At 61.4% G+C, this 24,582-nt stretch carries 26 protein-coding genes and 2 pseudogenes; 15 read left to right on the top strand and 13 right to left on the bottom strand.

Annotation, left to right across the window (positions count from 1 at the left end; translation table 11 throughout):
- The first annotated feature begins 3 nt into the window (after window positions 1–3).
- The 3 genes from mutM to mutY all read left to right on the top strand — a co-directional run bounded on the left by mutM (window position 4) and on the right by mutY (window position 4,074).
- The gene (mutM, locus tag Q7V20_RS15860; protein ID WP_304793194.1) at window positions 4–843 is read left to right on the top strand and encodes a bifunctional DNA-formamidopyrimidine glycosylase/DNA-(apurinic or apyrimidinic site) lyase; all 840 of its coding nucleotides are present in this window, start codon (window positions 4–6) and stop codon (window positions 841–843) included.
- A gap of 67 nt (window positions 844–910) precedes the next feature.
- A complete protein-coding gene (locus Q7V20_RS15855) occupies window positions 911–2,944 on the top strand; it encodes a dynamin family protein (RefSeq protein ID WP_304793192.1) in 2,034 nt (677 codons plus the stop codon).
- Window positions 2,941–4,074 carry an A/G-specific adenine glycosylase gene (gene mutY, locus Q7V20_RS15850; RefSeq protein WP_370652484.1) on the top strand — a complete coding sequence of 378 codons (1,134 nt, stop codon included), beginning with the start codon at window positions 2,941–2,943 and terminating at the stop codon, window positions 4,072–4,074. Before Q7V20_RS15855 ends, mutY begins: the two co-directional genes overlap by 4 nt.
- On the opposite strand, the gene xth is transcribed toward mutY, so the two are convergent.
- Window positions 4,075–4,860: an exodeoxyribonuclease III gene (xth, locus tag Q7V20_RS15845; RefSeq protein WP_304793188.1), complete on the bottom strand. Its 786-nt coding sequence runs from the start codon at window positions 4,858–4,860 to the stop codon at window positions 4,075–4,077.
- Between the two features lie 297 nt (window positions 4,861–5,157).
- Here xth and Q7V20_RS15840 point away from each other — a divergent pair, with 297 nt between their 5' ends.
- Together Q7V20_RS15840 and Q7V20_RS15835 are read left to right on the top strand one after the other, a co-directional pair.
- Complete coding sequence (locus Q7V20_RS15840; RefSeq protein WP_304793186.1) at window positions 5,158–5,769, top strand: hypothetical protein; 612 nt, start codon at window positions 5,158–5,160, stop codon at window positions 5,767–5,769.
- Window positions 5,770–5,866: 97 nt separating this feature from the next.
- Complete coding sequence (locus tag Q7V20_RS15835) at window positions 5,867–6,430, top strand: nucleotidyl transferase AbiEii/AbiGii toxin family protein (protein WP_304793230.1); 564 nt, start codon at window positions 5,867–5,869, stop codon at window positions 6,428–6,430.
- Here the strand turns inward: Q7V20_RS15835 and Q7V20_RS15830 are convergent.
- The 5 genes and pseudogenes from Q7V20_RS15830 to Q7V20_RS15810 form a co-directional block, all read right to left on the bottom strand.
- A pseudogene (locus Q7V20_RS15830) lies at window positions 6,415–6,642 on the bottom strand (IS110 family transposase); the annotation flags it as partial. The gene Q7V20_RS15835 and the pseudogene Q7V20_RS15830 overlap by 16 nt on opposite strands.
- 279 nt (window positions 6,643–6,921) lie before the next feature.
- Window positions 6,922–7,488 carry a TetR/AcrR family transcriptional regulator gene (locus Q7V20_RS15825; RefSeq protein ID WP_125245605.1) on the bottom strand — a complete coding sequence of 189 codons (567 nt, stop codon included), beginning with the start codon at window positions 7,486–7,488 and terminating at the stop codon, window positions 6,922–6,924.
- A gap of 55 nt (window positions 7,489–7,543) precedes the next feature.
- On the bottom strand, window positions 7,544–8,227 hold the full coding sequence (locus Q7V20_RS15820) for a cupin domain-containing protein (RefSeq protein ID WP_125245604.1): 684 nt from the start codon (window positions 8,225–8,227) through the stop codon (window positions 7,544–7,546).
- Window positions 8,228–8,275: 48 nt separating this feature from the next.
- Window positions 8,276–8,893 (bottom strand): glutathione S-transferase family protein, encoded by a 618-nt coding sequence (locus Q7V20_RS15815; protein WP_304793179.1) that lies wholly within the window; start codon window positions 8,891–8,893, stop codon window positions 8,276–8,278.
- Window positions 8,894–8,928: 35 nt separating this feature from the next.
- Window positions 8,929–9,180 (bottom strand): carboxymuconolactone decarboxylase family protein, encoded by a 252-nt coding sequence (locus Q7V20_RS15810; protein WP_125245602.1) that lies wholly within the window; start codon window positions 9,178–9,180, stop codon window positions 8,929–8,931.
- Window positions 9,181–9,396: 216 nt separating this feature from the next.
- Here Q7V20_RS15810 and Q7V20_RS15805 point away from each other — a divergent pair, with 216 nt between their 5' ends.
- The gene (locus Q7V20_RS15805; RefSeq protein WP_304793175.1) at window positions 9,397–10,464 is read left to right on the top strand and encodes an IS5 family transposase; all 1,068 of its coding nucleotides are present in this window, start codon (window positions 9,397–9,399) and stop codon (window positions 10,462–10,464) included.
- 54 nt (window positions 10,465–10,518) lie between these two features.
- Here the strand turns inward: Q7V20_RS15805 and Q7V20_RS15800 are convergent, their stop codons facing one another.
- Window positions 10,519–10,722: a hypothetical protein gene (locus tag Q7V20_RS15800; RefSeq protein WP_304793172.1), complete on the bottom strand. Its 204-nt coding sequence runs from the start codon at window positions 10,720–10,722 to the stop codon at window positions 10,519–10,521.
- Window positions 10,723–11,043: 321 nt separating this feature from the next.
- Here Q7V20_RS15800 and Q7V20_RS15795 point away from each other — a divergent pair, with 321 nt between their 5' ends.
- From Q7V20_RS15795 to Q7V20_RS15775, 5 genes are all read left to right on the top strand, one after another.
- Window positions 11,044–12,018 carry a BtrH N-terminal domain-containing protein gene (locus Q7V20_RS15795; protein ID WP_304793170.1) on the top strand — a complete coding sequence of 325 codons (975 nt, stop codon included), beginning with the start codon at window positions 11,044–11,046 and terminating at the stop codon, window positions 12,016–12,018.
- Window positions 12,019–12,053: 35 nt separating this feature from the next.
- Window positions 12,054–12,524, top strand: coding sequence for a PaaI family thioesterase (locus Q7V20_RS15790; RefSeq protein WP_304793167.1), 471 nt, complete (start codon window positions 12,054–12,056; stop codon window positions 12,522–12,524).
- Complete coding sequence (locus Q7V20_RS15785; RefSeq protein ID WP_199758685.1) at window positions 12,521–12,967, top strand: PaaI family thioesterase; 447 nt, start codon at window positions 12,521–12,523, stop codon at window positions 12,965–12,967. Before Q7V20_RS15790 ends, Q7V20_RS15785 begins: the two co-directional genes overlap by 4 nt.
- Window positions 12,968–13,325: 358 nt before the next feature.
- Window positions 13,326–13,565, top strand: a complete 240-nt coding sequence (locus Q7V20_RS15780) for a hypothetical protein (RefSeq protein WP_125245598.1) — start codon at window positions 13,326–13,328, stop codon at window positions 13,563–13,565.
- 249 nt (window positions 13,566–13,814) lie between these two features.
- Window positions 13,815–15,359, top strand: coding sequence for a methyl-accepting chemotaxis protein (locus Q7V20_RS15775; protein ID WP_304793162.1), 1,545 nt, complete (start codon window positions 13,815–13,817; stop codon window positions 15,357–15,359).
- Here the strand turns inward: Q7V20_RS15775 and Q7V20_RS15770 are convergent.
- Entirely contained in the window at window positions 15,332–16,411 is a 1,080-nt protein-coding gene (locus Q7V20_RS15770) for an AraC family transcriptional regulator (protein WP_125245596.1), read from the bottom strand. The genes Q7V20_RS15775 and Q7V20_RS15770 overlap by 28 nt on opposite strands.
- Window positions 16,412–16,525: 114 nt before the next feature.
- On the opposite strand from Q7V20_RS15770, the gene Q7V20_RS15765 reads away from it, so the two are divergent.
- Window positions 16,526–17,713, top strand: coding sequence for an alkane 1-monooxygenase (locus Q7V20_RS15765; RefSeq protein ID WP_125245595.1), 1,188 nt, complete (start codon window positions 16,526–16,528; stop codon window positions 17,711–17,713).
- Here the strand turns inward: Q7V20_RS15765 and Q7V20_RS15760 are convergent.
- The 3 genes from Q7V20_RS15760 to Q7V20_RS15750 all read right to left on the bottom strand — a co-directional run bounded on the left by Q7V20_RS15760 (window position 17,702) and on the right by Q7V20_RS15750 (window position 20,660).
- The gene (locus Q7V20_RS15760; RefSeq protein WP_290905308.1) at window positions 17,702–18,184 is read right to left on the bottom strand and encodes a hypothetical protein; all 483 of its coding nucleotides are present in this window, start codon (window positions 18,182–18,184) and stop codon (window positions 17,702–17,704) included. The two genes, Q7V20_RS15765 and Q7V20_RS15760, sit on opposite strands and share 12 nt — an antisense overlap.
- Window positions 18,185–18,465: 281 nt before the next feature.
- The gene (locus Q7V20_RS15755) at window positions 18,466–19,629 is read right to left on the bottom strand and encodes an alkane 1-monooxygenase (RefSeq protein ID WP_230179365.1); all 1,164 of its coding nucleotides are present in this window, start codon (window positions 19,627–19,629) and stop codon (window positions 18,466–18,468) included.
- Entirely contained in the window at window positions 19,629–20,660 is a 1,032-nt protein-coding gene (locus tag Q7V20_RS15750) for a 2Fe-2S iron-sulfur cluster binding domain-containing protein (protein WP_304793143.1), read from the bottom strand. The genes Q7V20_RS15755 and Q7V20_RS15750 overlap by 1 nt, the downstream gene beginning before the upstream one ends.
- A 127-nt stretch (window positions 20,661–20,787) precedes the next feature.
- Between Q7V20_RS15750 and Q7V20_RS15745 the strand changes: the two genes are divergently transcribed.
- Both Q7V20_RS15745 and Q7V20_RS15740 read left to right on the top strand, forming a co-directional pair.
- A complete protein-coding gene (locus tag Q7V20_RS15745; RefSeq protein ID WP_304793140.1) occupies window positions 20,788–21,798 on the top strand; it encodes an AraC family transcriptional regulator in 1,011 nt (336 codons plus the stop codon).
- 197 nt (window positions 21,799–21,995) lie between these two features.
- Complete coding sequence (locus Q7V20_RS15740) at window positions 21,996–22,169, top strand: hypothetical protein (protein WP_233585024.1); 174 nt, start codon at window positions 21,996–21,998, stop codon at window positions 22,167–22,169.
- Between the two features lie 571 nt (window positions 22,170–22,740).
- Here Q7V20_RS15740 and Q7V20_RS15735 read toward each other — a convergent pair.
- Window positions 22,741–23,703 (bottom strand): IS5 family transposase, encoded by a 963-nt coding sequence (locus Q7V20_RS15735; RefSeq protein ID WP_304793133.1) that lies wholly within the window; start codon window positions 23,701–23,703, stop codon window positions 22,741–22,743.
- Window positions 23,704–23,840: 137 nt separating this feature from the next.
- On the opposite strand from Q7V20_RS15735, the gene Q7V20_RS15730 reads away from it, so the two are divergent.
- The gene (locus tag Q7V20_RS15730; RefSeq protein ID WP_230179367.1) at window positions 23,841–24,071 is read left to right on the top strand and encodes a hypothetical protein; all 231 of its coding nucleotides are present in this window, start codon (window positions 23,841–23,843) and stop codon (window positions 24,069–24,071) included.
- Here the strand turns inward: Q7V20_RS15730 and Q7V20_RS15725 are convergent.
- Window positions 24,072–24,582 (bottom strand): annotated as a pseudogene (locus tag Q7V20_RS15725) (conjugal transfer protein TraG); the annotation flags it as partial. It lies immediately after the preceding gene.

The following is a 24,582-nucleotide window of genomic DNA, read 5'->3' as shown; positions in this document are numbered from 1 at the left end:
CCCATGCCCGAATTGCCCGAGGTTGAAGTCACCCGCCAGAGTTTTGCATCCCGGATTCTGGGCGCCCAGGTTTTGTCACTTCGCATGGGCAAACCCCTGCGTTGGCCCTTGGGGTGTGATCCCGGTCGATTGGAGGGCGCCAAGGTGGGGCCCGTGTTGCGCCGGGGTAAATATTTGTGGGTGCCGCTGAGTTTGGTCGGTGGTGCTGACAAACCGCCCGAAGGCTTGCTGGTGCACCTGGGCATGTCAGGCGCCTTGACCTTTGCCAAGTCGCTGGCGCCTTCCGGGCCTCACGATCATTTCGAGTTGGACACCACGGCGGGTTTGCTGCGGCTGACCGATCCGCGTCGTTTTGGTGCGGTGGTGTGGGGCGCTTCCATGACCTCAGGGCTGCCCGCGCGCCTGCTGGCCGGTTTGGGGTTGGAGCCCTTTGACGAAGCCATGACTGGGGCCTACCTGCACCAGCGCCTGAAAGGGCGCAAGGTGTCCATCAAGCAGGCTTTGCTGGCGGGCGACATCGTGGTCGGGGCGGGCAATATCTACGCCTGCGAGGCCCTGTTCATGGCGGGCATCAGCCCGCAACTGGAGGCGGGCCGGGTCAGTCGGCCCCGGTGCGATCGGCTGGTGCTGGCAGTGCAGGAGGTGTTGCGCCAGGCGCTGGCGATGGGCGGCTCCAGCCTGCGGGACTTCAAGGATGCCTACGGCAGCCAAGGCCATTTTCAGCTCAGCACCCGCGTGTATGGCCGGGAAGGCGAGCCGTGCCGGACCTGCGCAACGCCCGTGCGCCGAATGGTTCAAGGGCAACGCTCCACGTTCTTTTGCCCGGTTTGCCAGAAAAAATAGTAAGGCGCGGTTACAGGCGTCCTTTTCACCACTTTACATTGCTGGCCTTGCGCTAGGATGGACTCCCATGATGCCTACCTTCGCCAGTAACCTGGATGCCCTGGGACAGTGGCGTGTTGCCACCGATGCCAAGCTTGCTGACTTGGCCCGCTTTGCGCGTGAGCAGGATTTGCTCAATGAGGCGTCGGCGGAGTGGTTTGAAGCCATGCGGCATCGCCTGTCTGGCGAAAAACTCATGGTGGCCTTCGTGGCCGAGTTCTCGCGCGGCAAGTCTGAGCTGATCAACGCCATCTTCTTCTCTGACAAGGGGCGGCGCATGATGCCGGCCTCGGCTGGCCGCACCACCATGTGCCCGGTGGAGTTGGGCTACGACGCGCACGATCCGGTCGGTTTGTCCCTGCTGCCGATTGACACCCGCCTTGAGGCGGCTTCTCTGGCCGAGTTCCGGCTTCAGCCCCAGGCCTGGACCCACATCGCGCTAGACCTGAGCAACCCCGAAGGCATGGCGCAGGCCCTGGGCGAGGTGGTGCGCACACGCCTGGTCAGCCAGGAAGAAGCCAAGCTGCTGGGTTTCTGGGACGACGAGCGCGTTGAAGATAACCCCCCTTTGCAAGACGGCGACAAGGTCGAGGTGCCGGTGTGGCGCCATGCCCGCATCAACCTGCCGCATCCTTTGCTCAAGCGCGGGCTGGTGGTGCTGGACACACCTGGCTTGAACGCCATCGGCACCGAACCTGAATTGACGCTGGGGCTGCTGCCGCAGGCGCATGCCACGGTGTTCATCCTGGGGGCTGACACCGGTGTCACCAAGTCTGACCTGAGCATCTGGCGCGACCACCTCTGTGGCCCAGCGCTGGCGCGTTTCGTTGCGCTGAACAAAATCGATTCCTTGTCGGACCCGTTGAGCACGCCTCAGCAAGTGGAAGACGTGATCGTGCGCCAGTGCGAAAGCGTGGCTCAAACGCTGGAAATCCCGCCCGAGCACGTGTTCCCGATTTCGGCCCGCCAAGCTTTGGCGGCCCGCCTGGGTGGTGATGCCGATGGCCTGCGCGCCAGCCGCTTGGAGTCGTTCGAGACTGCCTTGTCGGAAGGCCTGCTGCCCAAGCGCCGTCAGATGCTGGCCGATTCGGCCATCGATGGCGCGCGCCAGTTTCAGTCGCAGTTGGGTCGCCGGTTTGGCGAGTTGCGCCGTCAGCATGCCGAGCAATTGCTGGAGTTGCGCGGTTTGCGCGGCAAGAGCACGGGCAAGGTTCAGTTGATGCTGCAGCGCGTGCAAGCCGAAGCCACCGAGTTCGAGCAATGCACGGCCCGCTTGTCGGCCATGCGCAGCGTGCATTCGCGCATGCTCAAAGCCGCCTTGCACGATTTGTCGTCCGACCGTTTGCGCCAGGAAGTCGATGTGCTGGGGCAGGTGCTGGGGGGGTCATGGCTGCCACTGGGCGCCAAGAAGGCCTTTGTGGATTTGTGTGGGCGTTTGCGCTTGCTGATCGAGCAAGCCCAGCAGCGCAATGACGAAACCCATTCGATGCTGGTGGCCTCGTTCGCCAAGCTCAATGCCGAGTTCGGCTTCAGCTTGTTGGCCGAGCAGCAGCTGGATGTGCGCAAGTACACCGACGACCTGACCCTGATCGAGCGCAATTACGTGCAGTACCTGGGCTTGAGTCAGGCTTTCCGCCTGGCCCAGCCGGGTTTCCAGGAGCAGTTCCGCCGCATGCTGATCTCGCGCCTGCGCGTGGTGTTCGAGACCGTCAGCAACGACATCGAACTGTGGAACAAGACGGCATCGGCCCAGGTCGACAGCCAGCTGCGTGAGCGCCGCCGCAATTTCAAGCGCCGTTATGAGTCGCTGGACCGCATCCAGTCGGCCTCCAATGAGCTGGACACGCGCCTGCAAGAGGTCCAGGCGCAAGACGAGCGCGTGCTGCAGTTGCAGACGCGCTTGAACACGCTGATCGAAGAGCTGGTGGCGCAAGCGCAATCAGAGGTGGTGCTGGCAGGCCACGAGGGCCATGCCTCCGTGTCCGAGTATCTGAAGGCCGCACACATCGAGCCCATTTCGCTGAACTTGTCAGGCGCTGACGAGGTGTCGCAAGGCGCATGACGCGGCAGGCTACCAAGGCCGCCACCTTGTTGATGTCCGATTCTTCACACGAGTTGCAGCAACGGGCCCAGGCGCTCAATCCTGACCTGGCGGACCGCCTCGTGGCCTGGCAGCGCCAGGAGGGGCGGCACCATTTGCCATGGCAGGGCGTGCGTGACCCCTACCTGGTCTGGCTGTCCGAGATCATGTTGCAGCAGACCCAGGTCAGCACCGTGCTGGTGTACTTTGACCGCTTCTTGGCACGCTTTCCGGATGTGGCCTCACTTGCCGCAGCGCCGCTTGACGACGTGCTGACCCTGTGGGCCGGGCTGGGTTACTACACCCGCGCCCGCAACCTGCACAAGTGCGCGCAAGCGGTGATGATCGAGCATGGCGGCCAGTTCCCGGCCACCGCTGAATTGCTGGAGACCTTGCCAGGCATTGGCCGCTCGACGGCGGCGGCCATCGCGTCTTTCTGTTTTGACGAGCGCGCCACCATCCTGGATGGCAATGTCAAACGCGTGCTGACGCGGGTCATGGCCTGGGGCCAGGACCTGGCCATGTCGGCCAACGAAAAAGCGTTGTGGCAAGCCGCTGCGGCGGTCTTGCCGCGACAGGGCAGGGACATGCCTTCGTACACGCAGGGGCTGATGGATCTGGGCGCGACGGTGTGCACGCAGCGCAAGCCATCCTGCCTGATGTGCCCTTGGATCGATCTGTGCCGGGCCCGCGTGTTGGGCGAGCCCGAGGCCTACCCGGTGAAGACGCGCAAGCTCAAGCGCAGCAAGCGTGAGAGTTGGTGCTTGTGGGTAGAGTACCGCGGTTCCGTGTGGTTGGTGCAGCGCCCGGGCAAGGGCGTGTGGGCCAGTTTGTGGACACTGCCATTGTTTGACAGCGCGGCCGCTCTGTTGGCGGCAGCACAGGCTTTGGGCTTGCCCACGCCCGAGGCGCAACCGATCGTCAACCATGTGCTGACCCACCTGGATTGGCGTTTGCACCCGCTGCGTTCGGTCAGCCCCCAGGCTTTGAACGACGTTGCCATGCCGCACGGTAGTGGCGCGGACACCGACATCGCTGGCCGCTGGGTGCCTTTGGCCGAGCTGGCCTCGATTGGCTTGCCGGCACCCTTCCGACGCTTTCTGGAAGGCTGATCAGCCCAGCGTGAGGATCACCGGCGCGTGGTCGCTGGGGCGCTCGTTCTTGCGAGGCACCTTGTCGATCAGGCACGCCGTGACGTGCGGCTTGAGTGCATCGCTGACCAGGATGTGGTCGATGCGCAAACCCTGGTTCTTGCGGAAGGCCAGGTTGCGGTAGTCCCACCAGCTCCAGGGCTTGGGTGGCTGATCGAACAGCCTGAACGCGTCAATCATGCCCAATCCCACCAGCCTTTGAAAATGCTCGCGCTCTTGCGGCGTGCAATGGATCTGCCCTGCCCAGGCGACGGGGTCGTACACGTCGGCATCGGTGGGCGCGATGTTGAAGTCGCCCATCAAGACCAAGTGGGGGTGCGTGAGCAGCTCCTGCTTCAGAAACTGGTTGAGCGCTTCCAGCCAGCGCATCTTGTAGACGAATTTGTCGCTGTCGGGTGCCTGGCCGTTGGGGAAGTAGCCGCCCACCACTCGGATCGATCCCAAGGTGGCGTGGGCCACGGTGCCGACGATCACGCGGGCTTGGTCGTCATCGAAGCCAGGGATGTTCTTGAGCACTGTGGTGCTGTCCACACTGTCGCGGGTCAGCAGGGCCACGCCGTTGTAGGTCTTCTGGCCGAAGCAATGCGCCTGGTAACCGGCGGCGGCCAATTCTGCCAAGGGGAACTTGTCGTCGGTCTGCTTGGTTTCCTGCAGGACGATGACCTCCACGGGGTTGGCGGCCAACCAATCCAGCAATTGCGGCAGGCGCACGGTCAGGGAGTTGACGTTCCAGGTGGCGAGTTGCATGATTTCTATAGAACGTTGAATTTATTGATGTTTTTATCTTAATTTTGCTGATTTTTGCATCTAGCTACCCACTTAGCTACCCAAATAATCCGTGCTTCACGAGGTGCTCATCTGGTCTCAACGGGTGGCTGCATTATCTCGTCGGGAAGTGCTGGTCATCTAGATGTCGGCAGCGATTTCCCCTCGCGGTAATCGCCTCGGCGCAAACAGCTTATGCATTGGGCGGCGATGCTGGGTACCTTGCAAAGATCGCCATTTTCCCCTAAGATTGCATGAAATTTCAATGAGAAATCAATCGTGGAAAGCGTTTCTGCTCCATCGAAGATGCTGGTAAGTGGTGCCGCCGAACGGCTGGCTGCCTTATTGCGCCCCGGGCGCGTGTACCGGCGAGAGGATCTGGCAGAGATGAGCAATGCGGTAGACCGTCACGTGCGTGAGTTGGTCGCCGAGGGGCTTCTGAAGAAGTTGGCTCAGGGCATGTACTACGTGCCGAGGGTGTCCAGCTTCGGACCTGTACCGCCTGAGGATGCCGAGGTGATTGGCAGCTTTCTTCGTGACAGCGACTTTCTTGTTTTCTCGACTTCTGCATACAACGCTGTGGGCCTGGGTACAACGCAGCTATACAACCGAACCTTGGTCTATAACCATAAACGGCATGGCGTGTTCAAGTTCGGCAATCGGCAGTTCGATTTTCGGGTGAAGCCACGCTTCCCGAAAAAGCTCACTCCGGAGTTCTTGTTTGTCGATCTGCTCAACAACCTTGAGCTGTTGGCTGAAGATCGTGATGCGGTTCTGCGGCAAGCGCAGAGCAAGTTGCCATTGTTTAATCTCGACAAGCTCAAACGCGCGCTTTCCACATTTGGCTCTGTGGCCACCCGCAAACGCACCAAAGGTTGGCTGAGTGCCTGAATTTCTGCATGACCGCAAGGACTTCGGCGACCTGCTTGCCGTGGTCGCTGACGAACGAAGCCTTGATCCGACATTGGTCGGGAAGGACTACTGGATCATGCATTGCCTTTTGGGGCTGCGAACTCAGGGGTTCAACTTCGAACTCAAGGGCGGCACATCCTTGTCCAAGGGCTTCGGTGTCATCCACCGATTCTCGGAGGACATCGACATCCGGATCGAGCCTCCCAAAGAGCTGGAGGTCAAGACCGGCCGCCATCACAACAAGGTCGCTCATGTCGCGTCCCGTCGGGCTTTCTATGACTGGCTGGCCACTAAAATCAGAATCCCGGGCATTGTTCAAGTCGCGCGTGATGAAGATTTCGACGACGAGAAGATGCGCAGCGGTGGCATTCGCCTGTCCTATGCAGCGCGCACGGCCCCATTGGCAGGTGTCAAAGACGGGATCTTGCTGGAGCTCGGCTTTGATGACACCGCACCCAACAGACCGGTGACAATCTCGTCCTGGGCGTGGGATACAGCAAGCGCACGCGGCGTATTAGTGGCAGACAACCGAGCTGTTGACGTGCCGTGCTACGCGCCTACCCACACCTTTGTCGAGAAGCTTCAGACGATTTCGACCAAGTACCGAAAGCTGGGAGAGGCACAGGGCTTCACAAACTGAGGCGCCATGAGCCGCACGGTGTGCTCAAGCTCCTGCAGCTTGCGAGCCCAGTGGTGAGCGCTGCCGCAAGCCTCCATGCCGATCAGGCACGGCGTCATGTTCGCGAAGAAGGCGGCAACCTGGTCTCGCCTTAACTGCTTGCGCAACACCGCCTTGCCGCGCTCGTTCGCTCCGTGGACCTGGAATACGTTCTTGGCCAGGTCGATGCCAATTGTCGTGTCTGCATGGTGGACGCTCCTTCCGTTTCAAGTGGCCGACACGCGCCACTCTGCCGTCATCGGGTGGGGGCGTCCATCCCATTGCTTACGAAGGATCTCTGGCGTCAGGGGAAAAACTTGGCCATCTTCAAGCGCAATAAGCCACTCCCGGTCTTGGCGCGCAGTCCGTTTGCCGAAGGGATATGGGTGGCTGCGGGATGGTCGACAGTCCCGGCGGGCGTTTGTGGGCGAGCCGGGCTGCTGCGTGAGCCTGTCGCGGAAAGTGGTGCCGTCTCAGACTGCCGTGCCGGCCGCAAACGAGTTGATCAGTTGGCGTTGTGCATGCAAGTGGTCTCCAGCGCTGTTCACGCGGTCCAGCAACAAGGCGCCTTCCAGCCCGGACATCATCACGGCGGCCAACCGGCTTGGGGGCAGGGGGTTAAGCAGTTCGCCCTTATGTTGCTTCAGGATCTGGGCCAACCAAGCTTCTGCCTGTTTGAAGAAGCCGCTCAAGAGGCTGCGGCAGTGCTCGTCGAGTGAGGACAACTCGGCGGCCAACATGCCGCACAGGCACAGCTTGTCGTCCTGAGCAGCTTCTTCAAATAGGTCAATAAAGGCTGACAGCTTGCGTTTTAAGGCTGTAGGCTTGTTGGCAATGGCTGTCAAGCGCTGCGCGAAGGCCTCGCTGTAGCTGGTGATCAGCACGGCGGTGAGGTCGTGCTTTTCCGGAAAGTAGTAGTGCACGCTAGACGACTTGACGCCCGTCTGTTCGGCGAGTTGGCGAAAACTCAGTTCGCGCAAGCCCGATCGCTGGACGATGGCCTGCGCCAGGGTTTGCAGTTCGGTACGTTTGTTAGCCATGGTACCGTTGTCTCAACCGTACATATTTTTGCGATATCGCTTAGCCAAGTGCTAGTCAAGCCGAAGGTGGGACTTGCACCAAGCTCAGGTGGCGCGTTTTGACCCAGACGGTGGTGCCTTGCGCCCCAGCGATGGCGGTGAGTCGCCCCCCTCGAGGGACGCGCAACCAAGACCAGGCTCGCAGTTCGTCTGCGCCCTCTGTGAAGCCGCCGGACAGCACCAGCAGTTCCGCGCCGTCAGGCATCACGGCGTCAAGCCGTGTGCCGGGTAGCCAGGTCTCCAGGCTCACAGTTTCGCGCTCGTCCTCGAACAAGGGCGTCACCGCCACGCCGGGGCGGGTGGCGTCGTCCACACGGCCGATCTTGTTGGTGTCGATCACCTCCGGGGTGCGGTCCGCCGGGTCGAACTGCCACAGCTTCACGAAGATCACGCAACCGGTCTCGGAGCCTGGCGTGTGTCGTGTGGTGGGCGGGTTGCGGATATAGCTGCCGGCAGGGTAGTCGCCGCGCTCGTCCTGGAAGACCCCGTCAAGCACCAGGAACTCTTCACCACCGTGGTGGGTGTGCGGGCTGAAATGGCTGCCGGGTGCGTAGCGCACGATGGAGGTTGCTCGGGCAACCTCACCGCCTATGCGGTCGAGCATTCTGCGCTGTACACCTGCCACAGGGGAGTCCACCCAGGGCAGGTCGGCGCCATGCAGTAGCACCCGTTGGTCGAACTGGGCGTTGATGAGGTCCATCGGTACTCCGTTTGGGTGGTCAGGTGAAGGCAGTTGAGACTGTTCGAATCAGCCACCCATGCTGGGGCGCTGGGCCATACGAGCGCGCCACGCCTTCAGATGAGGCAAGTCCGCAGGCAACTCGATCTTGGCGAAGTTAGCAAAATTCAGGCCCACGAACAAAGTGATATCGGCGACTGAGAAGTGCTGGCCGGCTGCAAAGGGCTGCGTTGCCAGCACGCTGTCGAAATAGCGCATGCCGGCGATGGCACGCTCACGCTGCTTCAAACCCCATTCTTTGTTCTGGTACAGCTCCAGCGCACCAAGGCCGGGTGTGGCATGGTGGAAGTAGGTACCCACGGCGTCCATCACGCCCTGTTCGGCGCGGCACTGCATCATGTGGATCACCGCGCGGTCCTTGGCGGTCGTGCCAGTCAGCGAAATGCCGTCGAATGCATGGTCGATGTACTCAGTAATGGCCGTGCATTCGCTGATGGTGGTGCCGTCGTCCAATTCCAGCACAGGCACGGTAGCGTTGGGATTCATCGCCATAAAGCCGGGCAGGCGGTGCTCGCCCTTCAAAACGTCGACATGCACAAATTGCACCTTGTCAGTGGCGCCTTTTTCGGCAAGGGCAATGCGCACACGGGCGGGGTTGGGAAAGCCTTCAAAGTCGTAGATTTTCATGATTTATGGGTTCATGGGTTCATGGGTTTGTGAATTCACGCAGGGTCGGTTATCAGATGCGTGCCATGGGTGAGAGCAGCGCCAGCACGTAGTGCTACGGCCACGAAGGTTGCCTGAGCCAGTTCTTGCTCGTTGGCACCAGCAGCAACTGCTGCCTTGCGATGAACCTCCAGACAGTAGCCGCACTGCGTGGTAAGTGCCACAGCGATTGCGATCAACTCTTTGTGTTTCTTTGAGATGGCGCCCTCTGCCAGTGCTGCCTTGTCCATTTCTTGGAAGCCTTTCATGGCTGCTGGAGCGCCAGCAGCAAGGCGAGGTATTTCTTCAGGTTGGAAAAGTCGAATGGAGTGTGTTTTGTGTTGTGGACAGGCTGCTAAGTTTATCTATCTATCAGAAGGTAGGCAATCTCCTTATTCTTCTAGGGGAATTAGTCTTGGTGACTTACCAGGGCACTTCTTGAAACCCCCTGGCGCCGCGCTAGCTGACGCGGCAAGATGCTGATCATGGTCACACCGCGCATCAAGCCATCGGTCTTCTTTCAAGACCCGCCCGACACCGACTTGTTTGTGCAGGCACATCGGCAAGCCAAGTTGGGCAGCTACGTTGCCAACCTGGCGGCGATGGATGGACTGATCGACTTCAGTGCAGTGGCCCAATCGGTTGAGACGGCGTGCCCACGTGCAGAGCGCAGCAAGGGCGGTCGACCGCCCTACGCCAGCGAGGTCATGGTGCGAATGGAGTTCCTGCAGGCGCTGTACAACCTCAGCGATGAGGAGTGCGAGCACCAGGTGCTCGACCGCATGAGCTTTCAGCGGTTTTGCCGCGTCGACGGCCAGCTCCACATTCCCGATGCGCGCACGCTGTGGAGCTTCAAGCAACGCCTGGCCAAGGGCGGTCTGGGTGGACGGGTCATCTTCGCTGCGGTGAGCCAGCAGTTGCAGCAGCAGGACTACCTCCCGCGTGGCGGGCAGATTGTGGATGCCGGTATCGTGCAAGCGCCCATCACGCAGGCCCTCAGCGAAGAGCGCCAGGCGCTCAACGAAGGCCAGGCACCTGAGGGTTGGAGCACGAAGCGGTTGCAGCACACCGACCGAGATGCGCGCTGGACCAAGAAGCATGGCAAGAGCTTTTATGGCTACAAGGTGCACAGCAACGTGGACGCACGCTGGAAGCTGATTCGCCGCATCGTGGTGACGCCAGCCAATGTGGACGATGGTCAATCGCTGGGGGAGGTGCTAGACGCGGGCAACACCCGAGGACGCGTGTTGGCAGACCGGGGTTATGACGCGCAGGCCAACCGTGAATTGCTGGCCCGACACCAGTTGGGCGACGGTATCGCCCGGCGAGCCAAGCCAGGCCAGAAAGCCCGACAGCGGCTGGGCGCGCGCAACCGCAGCATCAACAAGACAAGGTCCCGCGTCGAACATGTGTTTGCCGGGCTGGAGCAGCTGGGTGGCAAAGTGGTTCGGGCCATGACGCTGGCCAGAAACGAGCTGGCGATCACGCTCAAGTGCGTGGCCTACAACGCCAAAACATTGGTGTGGTTGGTGGCGCAAGGCGCGCCGACATGAGGGGCAAGGTGCGCGCGCATGGTGCCCAGGCGGGCGTTTTGCAGCGTGCCAGGGTCAGCCTGCGCTGCGGCGGGCGGCCAGCGGGTACCGCAATGAGGCCGCCGGGCCGAACAATCTCAAGGCCTGGGGCGAATGGGCCTCCTGCGCTTTGGGAAATTGGGTTACGCGAAGTGCCCACCAGTAACCTGCCGCAGCAGACTCTGTGACCTGCTTGACCGCTTCAAGATTGAATTTTGGGGTGTAACGTAGTTTGCTCATGACACCTCCTATTGGCCTTCAATGTGAGAGTCATAGGTGTTAGCTGGGCAGGGGCGATCCAGTGAAATGGATCTGGGGCCTGTCCAGAAAGGCTCGTATGATCGGTTTGGTGAAGGCCTCGGGTACAGTTAGGTGAACGGGTTCTGGTGCAGGCTTGACTCAAGCAAGTTCTGAGGTCACCAGCCTGACCTGAAACGTTTTTGGGTAATGGGATGGGCCAATGGTTACGGCAACGCAAATTGCGACGGAGCGATATGAGCCCAAGTTCATTCATCATTCTTTAAGAAGGGTAAGTCGATAGTGACATTACACACAGCAGATATGGCACAGGCCCCCGACATTCCCCATCGGTCCGGCCGCCATTGCGGGAGTTCGGCCATCCGGGACTTGCTTGAGTTCCATGGCACGACGCTGACCGAGGCCATGTGTTTTGGGCTGGGCTCGGGGCTGGGCATCACATACCTGACGCTGCCTGATGCCCCGGTACCTTTTCTGGTCCATGTGCGCTCGCTGGGATATGAGGAGCGGGTATTCCAGGCGCTGGACGTACCGTTCGCCTGGACAAGTTACAGCTCCGTCGAGGAGGGCGCGCAGGCGCTGGATGGCTTGCTCGACCAGGGGCGCCCAGCCCTGCTCCTGACCGATATTTTTCACTTGCCGTACTTTGCCAGTCGGACGCATTTTCCCGGCCACGCCATCGTTGCCTGGCAGCGCCAACCGGCGGACGGCTGCATTCTGGTGACCGATACCGAGCGCCCCGCGCCCATCCCGGTGGCACGTTCCGATCTGGCCCGTGCCCGCTTCGCGGAACTGCCTCCTTTTTTTCATGCTGGCAACTTGTTCGCGCCTCCCGCCATTCATGCGCGGCTTTCGGTCGAGCGGGTGGCTGAAGCCATACGCCACAACGCACGTTTACTGCTGGAGGGCGGACCTTGTGCCGGCGTAGCCGCGCTAGATACATGGCTGGCCGATCTTGGTTGCTGGGAACGCGAGGGCGACTGGCGCTGGACGACGCGTTTTGCCTATCAAATCATCGAACGGCGCGGCACGGGCGGCGGCGGTTTTCGCAAGATGTACGCAGAATTTCTGAACGAAGCCGCATCGGCTGATCCACGCATCAGCGATCTGCAACTGCCGCAGCTTATGACAGACTGTGCCGCATGCTGGACATCGCTGGCGCTGGCGCTGAAAGCAGGCTCCGAGAGTGAATGCTTCCCTACGAAATTGCTCGCAGATGCCCTGCAAGCCGTACGGGCGGCGGAGCGTCGCTATATCGACGCTGCTCTGATCTATTGAGTGAACACATTTACAGTGCAAATTGAGGAGCAGGCATGTCGCATATGAAGCCGCAACTGGACCAAGCTGCCATGGCAAAAGCTTTTTTCGGCAGTCAGCATCCACTGTTCAACGCCCTCGGCGTCGACGTGGTGGCGGTGGCCAACGCCAAGGCGGAGATGGTGATGCCGTTTTCTGAGGCTCTGGCCGACGGCCTTGGAGCGTTGCATCGGGGCACACTCGTGACCCTGCTTGACACGACGTGTGGACTGGCGATTTTCTCCGCGCTACGCTCGCTCAGGCCTATCGCCACCATTGACCTGCGCGTCGATTACCTTCGTGCCATTCCGGCGGGCAGCGGCCTGCGCGCGGTGGTCGAATGCATCGGCTGGACAGACAGCGTGGCCTTTGTCTCCGGCCGGGCTTATGCGGCGGGTGACGAGATGCCGCTTGCCACGGTGACGGGATCCTTTGCCATCGATACGTTAGGACCGGCTTTCGATACGACGGACAGGAGTGCGGCATGACGAGGGTGGTTAAATCAATGACAGATTGTGCAGAGGCAGCAATGGTCCTCGTGCCGGCGGTGCCCTTCCATCGGTTTCTGGGTATGCGGGAGGAGGTCGTTGAGGGCGAGACACGCTACCTCATGGACTTTTGCGAAAATCATGTCGGCAATCCCCTGATCCGGACCTTCCATGGTGGTGTACTTGCCAGCTTTGGAGAAGTGGTCGCGGCTACCCATCTTGCACGATCCCTGGCGCGGGTCGAGTTACCTGCTTGCTCGACGCTTACCTTCGATTACTTGCGACCGGCTTTCGCCGGCACGATTTGCGCGGTGCCCCACATTGTGCGGGCGGGACGACGTATCACAACGGTCTCGGTGCAGTTGCGCCTGGACAATAAGCTGGCGTGCATTGGGCGCTTCCTGTTTCCCGTGGGGACTGCAGACTTGGGAGGCAGCGCGTGACCCACGGTCGAGACATGACTGGTTTACGAATCAAAACTGACGCTTGAATCGCCACACGCCCAACCCGAAGATCGCCATGCCAAGCAGCAGCGCCAAACCCACAGGATGTCCCATCCCGCGCCCTGAAGCAGGATGCCGTAGCCCATCTCGACGAAGTAATAAAGTGGAGAGATAGACATGGCTTCGCGCAGCCCGATGGCATGGCTTCGGGTGGGGATCAGGTACCGGAAGGGAAGGTCATCGGCACCAGCACGAGGATGGCGAGCAGCGCAGCCTGGGCGAGATTGGGTGCGATGGTGGCGATGTAGAGACCCAGTTCGCGGCGGTGGATGTGTAGAGCGCTGTGCTGCCCGACCCGATGGCCACGTCCTACCGGGACCCGAAGAAGCCCCTGTGGCTGCTGCCAGCCCTGATCCCCGCCATCGTGGCCACGGGCCCGGTGGCCCAGCTGATGGGCCAGGACCACGCCGCCTGGTACGTCCTGCCCTTTTTGGTGCTGTTCGTGCTGGTGCCCATCCTGGAATGGCTGATCGGCGACGACACCAGCAACCCGCCCGAGGCCGCCGTGCCCGACCTCGAACCTTGGCTGCAAGCTTGACCAGGTCGTCTATGCGGACGGTGCCGTCGACGACGGAGAACTCGGTGTGGGCGCGGAGGTGAACAAAAGGCATGGGGCGATTGTAAGAAGCCGGCGCCCCTCGCCTGCACCCAATTCCCCGGGCAGTTTTTTCAGATTCGCAGGTTTGAATGCGCTGGATGTATCAATTTGCGACCGAATCTCCGAACGATGTCTTCAGTTCTCTGGTTCTGCGCCGGCAACAACGACGAATGCTGAAAGGAGCTCGACATGTCATTTTTCGGTGCGCGCGGGCTTGCCGCCCGCATCGCCCTGGCTTCGGTGCTGGTTTGCGCCGGCCTGATCGGGGCCGCCCTGTTCACGGTCTGGCGGCTGCAGGACGTCTCCACCGTCAGCGATCAAACGGCCAAGCACCGCATCCCGCAACTCTCGGAGATCGCCCAGGTCGAGCTCAACGTCACCCGCGCCTCGCTGCAACTGCGCCACGCCATGCTGGCGCGCACGCCCGCTGAACGCGACGCGGCCTTGCAGGACGTGCAAACCAAACGCCAGCTGATCGAGCAGCTGCTCAAGACCTATGAGCAGCAACTGTTCACCAGCGCCGGCAAGGAACGCTTTGAGGCCATCCCGCCAGCGGTGCAGGCTTTCTGGGTCCAAGGGGAGGCCAACGTCAAGCTCATCGCCGAGGGCCGCAAGGACGAGGCCTTTGCTTACCTGGTCGACCACACCATCCCGGCTCGCAACGCGCTGCTCAAAGAACTGGCGGAGACCGTGAGCTACCAGCGCGACAGCGCCGAGCGCGACATCGCGCACATCCAATCGAGCATCCAGCAGACCTTGATGGTGCTGTTGGGCGTGTTCCTGTTCATCGGCGGCGCCATGGTGACGCTGTCCTGGTGGATCGGGCGCACCCTGAAGATGCGGGTGGATCGCTCACGGGAGGTGGCCGAGCGCGTGCGCGATGGCAACCTCAGCACCACCATCCACGAAGATCAGCGCGACGAGTTCACGCCCCTGCTGGCGGCGCTTTCCGACATGCAGGCCAGCTTGACCCAGGTGGTCACGCGGGTGCGCGGCAACGCCGAAGCCGTGGCCACGGCCAGCGCCCAGATTTCGCAAGGCAGCCAGGACCTGTCGCAACGCACCGAGCAACAAGTCGGCTCGCTGCAGCAAACCGCCTCCACCATGTCGGACCTGGGGCACACGGTGCAGCGCAACGCAGAGAACGCATTGCAGGCCACCGCCATGGCCCAGGCGGCCGCTCAGGTCGCCGAACAGGGCGGTGGGGTCGTGCGCGAGGTGGTCGAGACCATGCAGGGCATCAACGAGGCCTCGCGCAAGATCTCCGACATCATCTCGGTGATCGACGGCATCGCCTTCCAGACCAACATCCTGGCCCTGAACGCGGCGGTGGAAGCGGCCCGCGCAGGTGAGCAAGGCCGAGGCTTCGCCGTGGTGGCGGCCGAGGTGCGCTCGCTGGCGCAGCGCAGCGCTGGCGCCGCCCGCGAGATCAAGCACCTCATCACGGCCAGCGCCGAGCGCGTCGAGCGAGGCAGCACGCTGGTGAACCAGGCCGGTGACACCATGGTCCAGATCGTGGATGCCATCGGGCGGGTCAACACCATCGTGGCCGAGATCAGCACGGCCAGCGCCGAGCAGCAAGCCGGGGAGTCGGTGGTCGGCCAGGCCATCCAGCAAATGGACCACGGCACGCAGCAGAACGCGGCCCTGGTTGAAGAGTCGGCCTCGGCCTCCGAGAGCCTGCAGCACCAGGCTGCCGAGCTCGTTCAGTCGGTGGCGGTGTTCAAGGTCTGAGCACCCGCTGATCGCCGGAAGTCGCTCGGCGGCATGCCCACCCAGCGCCGGAAGGTGCGGCTGAAATTGGACGTGTCCTGATAGCCCAGCCGGTCGGCGATGGCTTCGACGCTCATGTCCGAGTGCAGCAGCCACCAGCAGGCCAGGTCTTCGCGCACGCGGTCGAGCAGCTGCTGGTAGGTCAGGCCCTCGTCGCCCAGTTTGCGGATCAGGGTGCGGCTGGAGACGTGCTCGCGCTCGGCCAACTCGCTCAGGGTCGGGTAGCCGCCCTCGCAGGCCAGCAAGAGCCTCAAGATGCGGTCGCCCACGGGCCCCAGGCGGTCACGCGGGTCGTTCTGCTGTGACCACAGGCGCTCGCACTCGCGCAAGGCCATGCGGTGGGTCTGCGGGTCAGGGGCCAGGCCCGGGTGGCTCAGGAGCGACAGCGGCAACACCATGGCCGAGCGCTCCATGCCAAAGCGCACCGAAGGCCACCAGCGGCGGTAGGCATCGGCCCACGGCGGCTCCGGGAAGGCGAACTCCACACGGGCCACGCGGGTCATGTCCAGCCCCGTGAGCGTGTCGAGCAGGCGCAGGCCCGCGCCCATCAGGTGGCCCATGATGTACTCGCGCACATCCGGGGCCTGCAGGTGCTCGCGCATCCACAGGGTGACCTCGTCGCCCTGCTGGTCGACCTCCAGCGAGATCAGGCTCTGACGCAAGCCGGCGTGGCGCTGGATCAGGGCCAGCGCCTGCCCCACGTTGTCGCACGACATGGCCGCCACCCCCACCGGCCCGTGCGCCGACAGCTGCGTGCCCCAGCCCACGGTGATGCCCAGCCAGGGCTCCTGCGTGAGCGCCACCGCGCGCCGGATCAGCCGGGTCACCTCGTCGAAGCTCAGGTAGCGGTTGCCCTCGTGCAGTGACGCCCAGTTCAGCCGCGTGCCGGACAGGATCTGCGCCTCGTCGAAGCCACGGCGGCGCATCTCGGCGCAGATCAGCCGGGCGTAGATGGGGTGCAGCGCGGGCGCCAGCCAGTCGGCCGCCTGCGTGGGAGGGGTTCGGGTGCTCACGGTGAGTGTCACAAAATGACGATAAGTTGCCAGCGCAGACGGTACCCCATTTCGGCCTGCGCTCGCAAGATCGCATCACTCCATTTCACCGACTCACACCGAGGAGACAACAACATGAGCGCCGTGCTGCCCGACCCGCTGGCCGCGTCCTACCGGGACCCGAAGAAGCCCCTCTGGCTGCTGCCAGCCCTGATCCCCGCCATCGTGGCCACGGGCCCGGTGGCCCACCTGATGGGCCAGGACCACGCCGCCTGGTACGTCCTGCCCTTTTTGGTGCTGTTCGTGCTGGTGCCCATCCTGGACTGGCTGATCGGCGACGACACCAGCAACCCGCCTGAAGCCGCCGTGCCCGACCTCGAGCGCCGCGCCTTCTACCGCTGGATGATCTACCTGGCCATCCCCGTGGGCTGGGCCACCACGCTGTTCAACGTGTGGTTCCTGAGCACGCACGCGGTGCCCTGGTATGGCGTGGTCACCACCGTCATCATCAACGGCTTCATGCTGGGCCTGGTGATGAACATGAGCCACGAGCTGGGCCACAAGAAGGAATGGCTGCCCCGCAAGGCCGCGCTGTTCAACCTCTCGCTGGGCGCCTACACGCACTTTTGCATCGAGCACAACCGCGGCCACCACCGCCACGTGGCCACGCCGGAAGACCCGGCTTCGTCCAAGATGGGCGAGACGATCTACCGCTTCATGTTCCGCGAGATGCCCGGCGCCTACTTCCGCGGCTGGGACCTGGAGGTCGAGCGCCTGGAGCGCCAGGGCAAGTCGGCCTGGAGCCTGGACAACGAGATCGTGCAGGGCTGGATCGGCACCGCCATCGTCTGGGGCGGCATGACCGCCTGGCTGGGCACGCAGGCCCTGGTGCTGCTGATGGTGCTGGCCTTCCTGGGCGCCTTCATGCTGACCTCGGCCAACTACATCGAGCACTACGGCCTGCTGCGCCAGAAGAAGCCCGATGGCCGCTACGAACACTGCCAGCCGCACCACTCGTGGAACAGCAACCACGTGCTGTCCAACATCCTGACCTTCCAGCTGCAGCGCCACTCCGACCACCACGCCAACCCGACGCGCAGCTACCAGTCGCTGCGCAGCTTCCACGACATTCCGACCTTCCTGCCGCTGGGCTACACGGGCATGTTCCTGGTCGCTTACGTGCCCCCGCTGTGGTTTGCCGTGATGGACAAGCGAGTGGTTAAAGCCACCGGTGGCGATGCCTCGCGCATCAACTTTTTGCCGGCGCAACGCAAGCGCTTGGTCCAGACCTATGAGATGCAGGACACGGCCTCAGCGGCCTGAAATATAAGCTCCCAACACTGATCGCGAGTGGCTGAGAAGGTCTGTCGCCTTCAGGATCGAGAACGTGCGCACCACCTTCTCCTCGGTTAGCACGCCCGTGTCATCCATCAGAAGGCATGGCGCCGCCTGGAATAGCGGCTCCACCATCAGGCGAAGGGGCAGGCGCGCGCGACGAGCCGCGCTGAGCCCGTCGGCAACGTCCGCGGCGTCGGGCCGAACATGTCGGCATGCTGCCATGCTCGCCTTGCGGGCGAATAGCGGAGCCAGCGACCTCTCTACCTCTGCCCACGGCACACGTAGTACCAGCATTGCCAGCGGGTCGCGCAAGCCGATCATGGCATCCACCGGGGAAAAACCCAGAGTTTTGGCCATCCCTGTTGCCAGGCTCTGCCCATATTCACGGGCGTGGCGGTGAATTTGCAAGACCGACACAGGGCGACGCTGAGCATGCGCCTGGAGGATTTTGCCCAAGCCCTACACGATCGCACACGAGGTCGGCCACCGATGTGCAAAACCTCGAAGGTACCTCTTTCAAGCTGGTACCCGATGCACGGGTGCGTCTGTCAGGCGCAATGGAAAGCCATGAGCGTACGCCTTGAGCGGCAGGGCGGTTACTATGCTGGCACCGGGCGGCGCACGACACGCAGCAATTCAAGCAGGGGATGGAAAACAGCGACTTGAAGAAGCCATGAATGCAGGTCTAGCATCAATCATAGGTCTGCCAGCGTAGCCCTATGTTTACAACGCATGGCTCAAGCAGAAGCCTTGAGCCCCCAGCCAGCCCGCTTGTTGGCGGCCTCAGACAGCTTCAACTCTTCGGGGCTGGCGTACTTCAGATCCCACTCCTTGACCTTGGGGTCCATCAGTTTGAACCACAGAGGCGGAACCATGGCCACCAGGATGGTGGTCAGGTAGCCACCGATCATCATGGGCGCTTCAGGGAAGGGCTTGAGGTCTTGATAAGGCACTTCGCCTTGGGCATGGTGATGCGAGTGGCGGGTCAGGTTGAACATCGACCATGAACTGATGCGCTTGTTGGTGTTCCAAGAGTGACGAGGCTGAACCGGGAGCTTGGGGTCGCGAACCATGCCGTAGTGTTCCATGTAGTTAACGATCTCCAGCAGCGATTTGCCCCACAGCGCACTGGCAATGAAGAAGCCAGCCACAGGCCAGCCGCCCATGGCATATGCCACCGCTACCAACAGCAAACTCATCAGGTGACCACGGATCACGCCGTTACGCAAGGAGATGGCGCCGTGGCCATCGCGCTTGAGGCGCTTTTTCTCGATGTTCCACGCGCTGATGTTGCCCTTGATGGTCGAGGCAAGGACGTGGAAGTACACATTGCGGCCGCGAGGTGCGGTGGCTGGGTCTTCAGTGGTGGACACATAACGGTGATGGCCGTAGACGTGCTCGATCGAGAAAATGGTGTCAAAGCTGAAAGCCAACAACCAGCGACCGACAAACATCGAGATCGGATCCCAGGTGCGGTGAGTCAGTTCGTGGGCGGTGATGGTGCCAACCATGCCGATCATCAGGCCGGAGAGCAGGATGGTCGAGATGTGGTGGCCCCAGAAGGTGCTTTCGCGGGCTGCCAGGGCATCGAAGCCCGTGAGCTGCTGCACCCAGGCGCCATAGCCCAGCACGTCGCCGGAGCTCACACTCCAAAGCGATGCGAAGATGATCATTAACAGCAAGGGCAAAGCCATCCACAGCTGCGCAGTCAAGATGCCGGGATACTTGAAGGTGGGTGTGGTGGTGTCGTCGCCACAGACAGCGTCGCCCACCATGTAGAAAACCAAGATGGTGATCAGACCGTAGGTGGTGTAAGCGCCACCTAGGGTGACCATCGTCAGAGCCAGCAGGCCGATGATATGGAATAGGAAATACTTGAGGTAGTGCAGAATGTTCATCATCACTGTGCTCCTGTAGAGTCGTGCAAGGTCGTGAAACGGTCGGCGCGGATTTGTTCTTTGGCGATGCCGCGGTCGCGCAATACTGCGCTGACGGCATCGACCATGACGGGTGGGCCGCACAGGTAGGCATGGGCACCGTTGGGCAGGTGCTCGGCCAGGGCGCTGTCAACGTTGCCGAGCGCACCTGCCCAACTGCGGCCATCGGGTTCGGCCGACAGCACGGGCACAAAGCGGAAGGCCGCAGGCCATTGGGTGCGAAGGGCTTCCAGCGTGTCTTGAGCGTACAAGTCAGCTTGCTGGCGGGCACCAAACAAGATGGTGACGGGGCGTTTGACGCCTTGGGCCAGAGCGTCTTCCAAGATGGCCAGAACGGGGGCCAGGCCGCTGCCGCCGGCCACCATCAGTAAGGGGGCGTCAGAGGGGCGCAGCCAGAAATCGCCCATGGGGCCCTTCACGCTGGCGCGCTGTCCAACCAGATCATGTTTATGCACATGGCTGGAGAACACGCCATTGGGCACCTTGCGTACCAGGAAACTGACCTGGGAATTGGGCTGCGAGGCGGTGGCAAACGAGTAGCTGCGATCAACCCCGGGCAGGCTGTCAACCGACAATTGTGCGTACTGGCCAGCTTTGTAAGGCAGTGAGTCGTCCAGTTGGATGCGCAGGCTGACGATGTCGTGGGTGAGTGCGGTGCAGGCCACCACCCGGCCACTTACGGTGCGGCGGGCTTGCTGGGCGGCCATGTCTACTTCGATGGTGACATTGGTTTGTGGCACCGACTGGCAGGCCAGGATCATGCCGGCGTCCAAATCTTCGTCCGACAAGATGTAGGCGGTCTGAGTCAGCTCCTTGACCTTGCCGTCGACCAGCTTGCATTTACAGGCTGCGCAGCCACCCACGCGGCAGCTGTTCGGGAAATCAATGCCTTCGCGCAACGCTGCCTGGAGCAAGGTCTCCTTGGGATTGACCATGATGGGCACCCCATTGATGCTGGCCTGGTTGGGGCCGGACTTCTTGAAAAACGAAAACATTGGCGTACTGTTAGTTTGATGGCGCTAAGTATTTGTATCCTATGAATCCTGGGGTAGATCAAGGGTAGGTTGTCTTGACACAAAAAGGTCATTTATTGACAATTGGCGCTTTTCAAAAAATCAAACCGTGCACAACGCAGCACTGCCCCTCCACTACGTGCGCCTTATCGCCGACATGCTGTCTGGCATGGGGGTGAATGTGCCCGAGGTGCTTGCGGCAGCCGATCTGCAAATGGCGGACTTGGCCGACGGCCACCGGGGCTTGGGCTTCGTGCCCTTTCTGAAGTTGATGCATGCGGCCTTGGGCGCCGCAAAGGAGCCCGCTCTTGGCCTGCTCGTGGGGGAGCGCCTGCGCATCAACACTCACGGCAGGCTGGGTTACGCGGCCTTGAGCAGCAGCACCTTGCGTCAGGTTGTGTCGCTGCTGGAGAGCTTCTTGCCGCTGCGTACCACACTGGTGACGGTCACGCAGCGGGTTCAGGGTGACGAGGTATGGGTGGGCTTTCCTGTGGCCCGCCCACTCGACGGGCTGGATCTCGTGGTCAGCGAAGCCATCTTGTTGACCATCAAGAACCTGATTGACCAGATCACCTTGGGCACTTGTCAGGTGCGACGTGTGTGCTTCAAACAGGTCGAGCCTGCGTATGCAGATCTGGCCCGGGACATGTTTGGTTGCGAGGTGCGTTACAGCCAAGACTGGTGCGGTCTGGTGTTGCCGGATGCAGCCATGGACTTGCCGCTGAGCTCGGCTGACCCGGCCAGCTTCGATGATGCTGCACGCCTGTGCCGTGAAGAGTTGGACAAGCGCGATGTGAACGCGGCCTTGAGCATCCAGGTGCGCCGTAACCTGCTGACGCGCCAACATGGCTTTCCTTCCCTTCAGGTGGTGGCCCGCCAGTTCCATCTCACCCCGCGCACCCTACACCGCCGCCTGGTGGCTGAAGGCACATCCTTTCAGCAGATCTTGGATGAGGTGCGCGAGCATCTGGCTATGCAATACCTGCAAGCAGGCAAGCTGAGCGTGCAGGAGATCGCTTACACGCTGGGCTACAACGATCCGGCCAATTTCCGGCGGGCCTTCAAACGCTGGACGGGCCGAGCGCCGTCGACCCTATTGATCCGGCCCTGTAAAAATTGAGTTTCTTGCCACGTCTCCACAGGGGGCCGTGTTTCGACTCCAACGTTCCGGATCACTAGAGTCTCTGCGAACATCACGCTAGGCTCGCTGACTACTTGAGAGCCCTATTCCATGATCACTGACTCTATTTCGTTGAATCACCTGCTGGTCTGAGTATGCCGAGCAGAGCCGGGCCAGGCTCACGCCGGAGTGAGTTCTTGTTTGTCGATCTGCTCAACAACCTGGAGCAGTTGGCTGAGGATCGTGATGCAGTTTTGCGGCAAGCACAGAGCAAGCTGCCATCGTTTGACCCCGACAAGCTCAAACGCGAGCTCTCGACGTTCGGCTCTGTGGCCACCCGCGAGCGCACCAGAGGTTGGTTGAGTGCCTGAGTCTCTGCATGACCACAAGGACTTCGGTGACCTGCCTACAGTGGTCGCTGACGAGCGCAGCCTTGATCCGACGTTGGTCGAGAAGGACTACTGGATCATGCATTGCCTTTTGGGGCTGCGAACCTAGGGGTTTAGCTTCGAACTCAAGGGCGGTACTTCTTTGTCCAAGGGCTTCACCAGCGCCTGCCACGTTTTTGGGTGATGGGCCGTCGCAAAGCAGTCGGTCGCGAACGACCGCAATTACTTCCCAAAATAGGACTGGACTGAGTAGCCGATTTGAAATGGAATAGTTGGTGTTGTTGACGGATATACGCAGGAGTCGAAAGGGTTGCAGCAATGCCTAAGCGGCTATAGGTTGGTAAGTACGAGGTGCTCAAATGCGAAAACCAATCTTCTTCAGCCTCATTGCTTTAGGGATGGTCTGAACAACTCGTTTGGGAAGCGCTTGACGACGTGAAGACATCAGCATGTTCTCTGGCGGCATCGATGTCGAGTCGAACCGGACGCCAAACCTGCCTCAAACAGCCTGCAGACCTTGCAAGAACCTCTGTGCCCTGTTTTTTGGACGCACTCATGCTGCGCCAGCCATCAGTTTGCCCCTCACCATCCATAGGTTGCCGAGCATGAACAGGGTCTTGAGTTGTGCGGTGTTCTTCTCCAGCCCACGGTAGCGAACCTTCACATGGCCGAACTGCTTCTTGATGACCCGAAACGGGTGCTCGACCTTGGCGCGGATGCTCGCCTTGACGCGCTCAATCTTGTCGGTGATGGCTTGCGCCGGGTCACTCAAATCCAGGGCCTTGCGCTTGCCCGGCCGCATGGCCACATGCCAGCTCACATCCCCCTTGGCCTCTGGGCGTTTGTGTGCGCCCTGGTAGCCCGCGTCAGCAAAGGCATCGACTTCTTCGCCGTGCAGCAGCTTGTGCGCCTGGGTCACATCGTTGACGTTGGCCGCCGTGCCTTGCACGCTGTGCACCAGGCCAGAGTCGGCATCCACGCCAATGTGCGCCTTCATGCCGAAGTACCACTGGTTGCCCTTCTTGGTTTGATGCATCTCGGGATCACGCTTGCCTTCGATATTCTTGGTCGAGCTCGGCGCCGAGATCAGCGTGGCATCCACCGCCGTGCCCGACTTCAGCAGCAGCCCCTTGTAGGCCAGCAAGTCATTGACGACGCGCAGCATGTCAGTAGACAGGTCGTGCTTCTCCAGCAGATGCCGGAATCGCAGGATCGTGCTCTCGTCGGGCAAACGATCGAGCACGCCATCGAGCTTGGCAAATTCGCGGTACACCGGCATGTCATGCAGCGCTTCTTCCATCGCCGGATCGCTCAGGCCAAACCATTGCTGCAGGTAATGGATGCGCAGCATGGTCTCGATGGCAAAGGGAGGGCGGCCCGTCTTGGACTTGGGCCAGTGTGGATCGACCACACCGACCAGTACATCCCACGGCACCACCTTGTTCATCTGTTCCAAGAACTCACGCTTGCGCGTCTTCTTGGTCGACAGGTTCAATCCTAAGCTGACTTGCTTCATTTCTGTTTGCCACGCATCATCTCGACGCCAACATCATGCAAGACCCGCGCCCTGCGGCTGGGTTTTGCAGACCTTCCTTAGGTGGTCTGGTGGGCTTGTTCTCAGCCGCATTGGACGGGTGGGGCACACGAGTGGTGATGATCGGCATTGGGATGCTTTTTGGCACGGCCATCGGCGGGGCGCTGACTAGCATTGGCGGCAGAGCGCGAACTTCGAAGCGGGATGTCGATCCGATCCACGGGATGGGGGTAACGTCAGAGGATTTGGCCGCGAACTACTGGCGTGACAAAGGGCATCCGCCTTTCATGAAGCCACCTGAAAGCGACTTGAATCCGAACATGAGCGGCACGCACGATGACCCAGTCTGATTATTTTTTCAGAAGGTCTTTCACGATGCCCGTCGCGTTGTCCACCGCCGCTCCGGCGTCCTCAATAACCTGCTTGCCAGACTGCTTAAGCAATGACTTCTTCGATGCCAGCGCCCCATCATTGGTCTCGACGATCTCCGCTTTTGCATCGAAACCGGTTTGATCTGCCTTTGAACTTGCGCGTATCTCGGCACCTCGGGTCTGAACCTCTTGTCTTGCCGGTGATGGCTCAGGGGCGGGGGCTGGTTGGCCTGCACGCGCAGACTTGCCGAAGCGAGACACCTGTCGATCATTGCTTCGATGGCGATCATCGAGCGCCGGATTCAAGGCTGTGTCGGCCTTTTCTTGTCGGTGTTGAACTTGAACGTCTTCAAACGAAGATGGCAATGCCGTGCCATCGGAGAACACCCGATTGGGCTTGAGTGACTGCCTGGCCAGTTCTGAGGCCATCAAGGCCTGAGCCGCTTTGCTGTCGCTCCCGTATTGCTCTGCATAGCGAGTGAACATCTCC

Origin of the sequence: Aquabacterium sp., assembly GCF_030652515.1 — a bacterium.
GTDB lineage: Bacteria > Pseudomonadota > Gammaproteobacteria > Burkholderiales > Burkholderiaceae_C > Aquabacterium.
This window is presented reverse-complemented; position numbering and strand designations above follow the sequence as displayed.

Coding starts and splice junctions, on each gene's coding strand:
- Q7V20_RS15835 (WP_304793230.1), top strand. CDS start 5,867: ATGCATTGCCTTTTGGGGCTGCGAACTCAGGGGTTCAACTTCGAACTC.
- Q7V20_RS15785 (WP_199758685.1), top strand. CDS start 12,521: ATGACGAGGGTGGTTAAATCAATGACAGATTGTGCAGAGGCAGCAATG.
- Q7V20_RS15800 (WP_304793172.1), bottom strand. CDS start 10,722: ATGAGCAAACTACGTTACACCCCAAAATTCAATCTTGAAGCGGTCAAG.
- mutY (WP_370652484.1), top strand. CDS start 2,941: ATGACGCGGCAGGCTACCAAGGCCGCCACCTTGTTGATGTCCGATTCT.
- Q7V20_RS15735 (WP_304793133.1), bottom strand. CDS start 23,703: ATGAAGCAAGTCAGCTTAGGATTGAACCTGTCGACCAAGAAGACGCGC.
- Q7V20_RS15825 (WP_125245605.1), bottom strand. CDS start 7,488: ATGGCTAACAAACGTACCGAACTGCAAACCCTGGCGCAGGCCATCGTC.
- Q7V20_RS15765 (WP_125245595.1), top strand. CDS start 16,526: ATGAGCGCCGTGCTGCCCGACCCGCTGGCCGCGTCCTACCGGGACCCG.
- Q7V20_RS15775 (WP_304793162.1), top strand. CDS start 13,815: ATGTCATTTTTCGGTGCGCGCGGGCTTGCCGCCCGCATCGCCCTGGCT.
- Q7V20_RS15810 (WP_125245602.1), bottom strand. CDS start 9,180: ATGAAAGGCTTCCAAGAAATGGACAAGGCAGCACTGGCAGAGGGCGCC.
- mutM (WP_304793194.1), top strand. CDS start 4: ATGCCCGAATTGCCCGAGGTTGAAGTCACCCGCCAGAGTTTTGCATCC.
- Q7V20_RS15755 (WP_230179365.1), bottom strand. CDS start 19,629: ATGATGAACATTCTGCACTACCTCAAGTATTTCCTATTCCATATCATC.
- Q7V20_RS15855 (WP_304793192.1), top strand. CDS start 911: ATGATGCCTACCTTCGCCAGTAACCTGGATGCCCTGGGACAGTGGCGT.
- Q7V20_RS15795 (WP_304793170.1), top strand. CDS start 11,044: ATGGCACAGGCCCCCGACATTCCCCATCGGTCCGGCCGCCATTGCGGG.
- Q7V20_RS15815 (WP_304793179.1), bottom strand. CDS start 8,893: ATGAAAATCTACGACTTTGAAGGCTTTCCCAACCCCGCCCGTGTGCGC.
- Q7V20_RS15805 (WP_304793175.1), top strand. CDS start 9,397: ATGGTCACACCGCGCATCAAGCCATCGGTCTTCTTTCAAGACCCGCCC.
- Q7V20_RS15790 (WP_304793167.1), top strand. CDS start 12,054: ATGTCGCATATGAAGCCGCAACTGGACCAAGCTGCCATGGCAAAAGCT.
- Q7V20_RS15780 (WP_125245598.1), top strand. CDS start 13,326: ATGGCCACGTCCTACCGGGACCCGAAGAAGCCCCTGTGGCTGCTGCCA.
- xth (WP_304793188.1), bottom strand. CDS start 4,860: ATGCAACTCGCCACCTGGAACGTCAACTCCCTGACCGTGCGCCTGCCG.
- Q7V20_RS15730 (WP_230179367.1), top strand. CDS start 23,841: ATGATCGGCATTGGGATGCTTTTTGGCACGGCCATCGGCGGGGCGCTG.
- Q7V20_RS15750 (WP_304793143.1), bottom strand. CDS start 20,660: ATGTTTTCGTTTTTCAAGAAGTCCGGCCCCAACCAGGCCAGCATCAAT.
- Q7V20_RS15820 (WP_125245604.1), bottom strand. CDS start 8,227: ATGGACCTCATCAACGCCCAGTTCGACCAACGGGTGCTACTGCATGGC.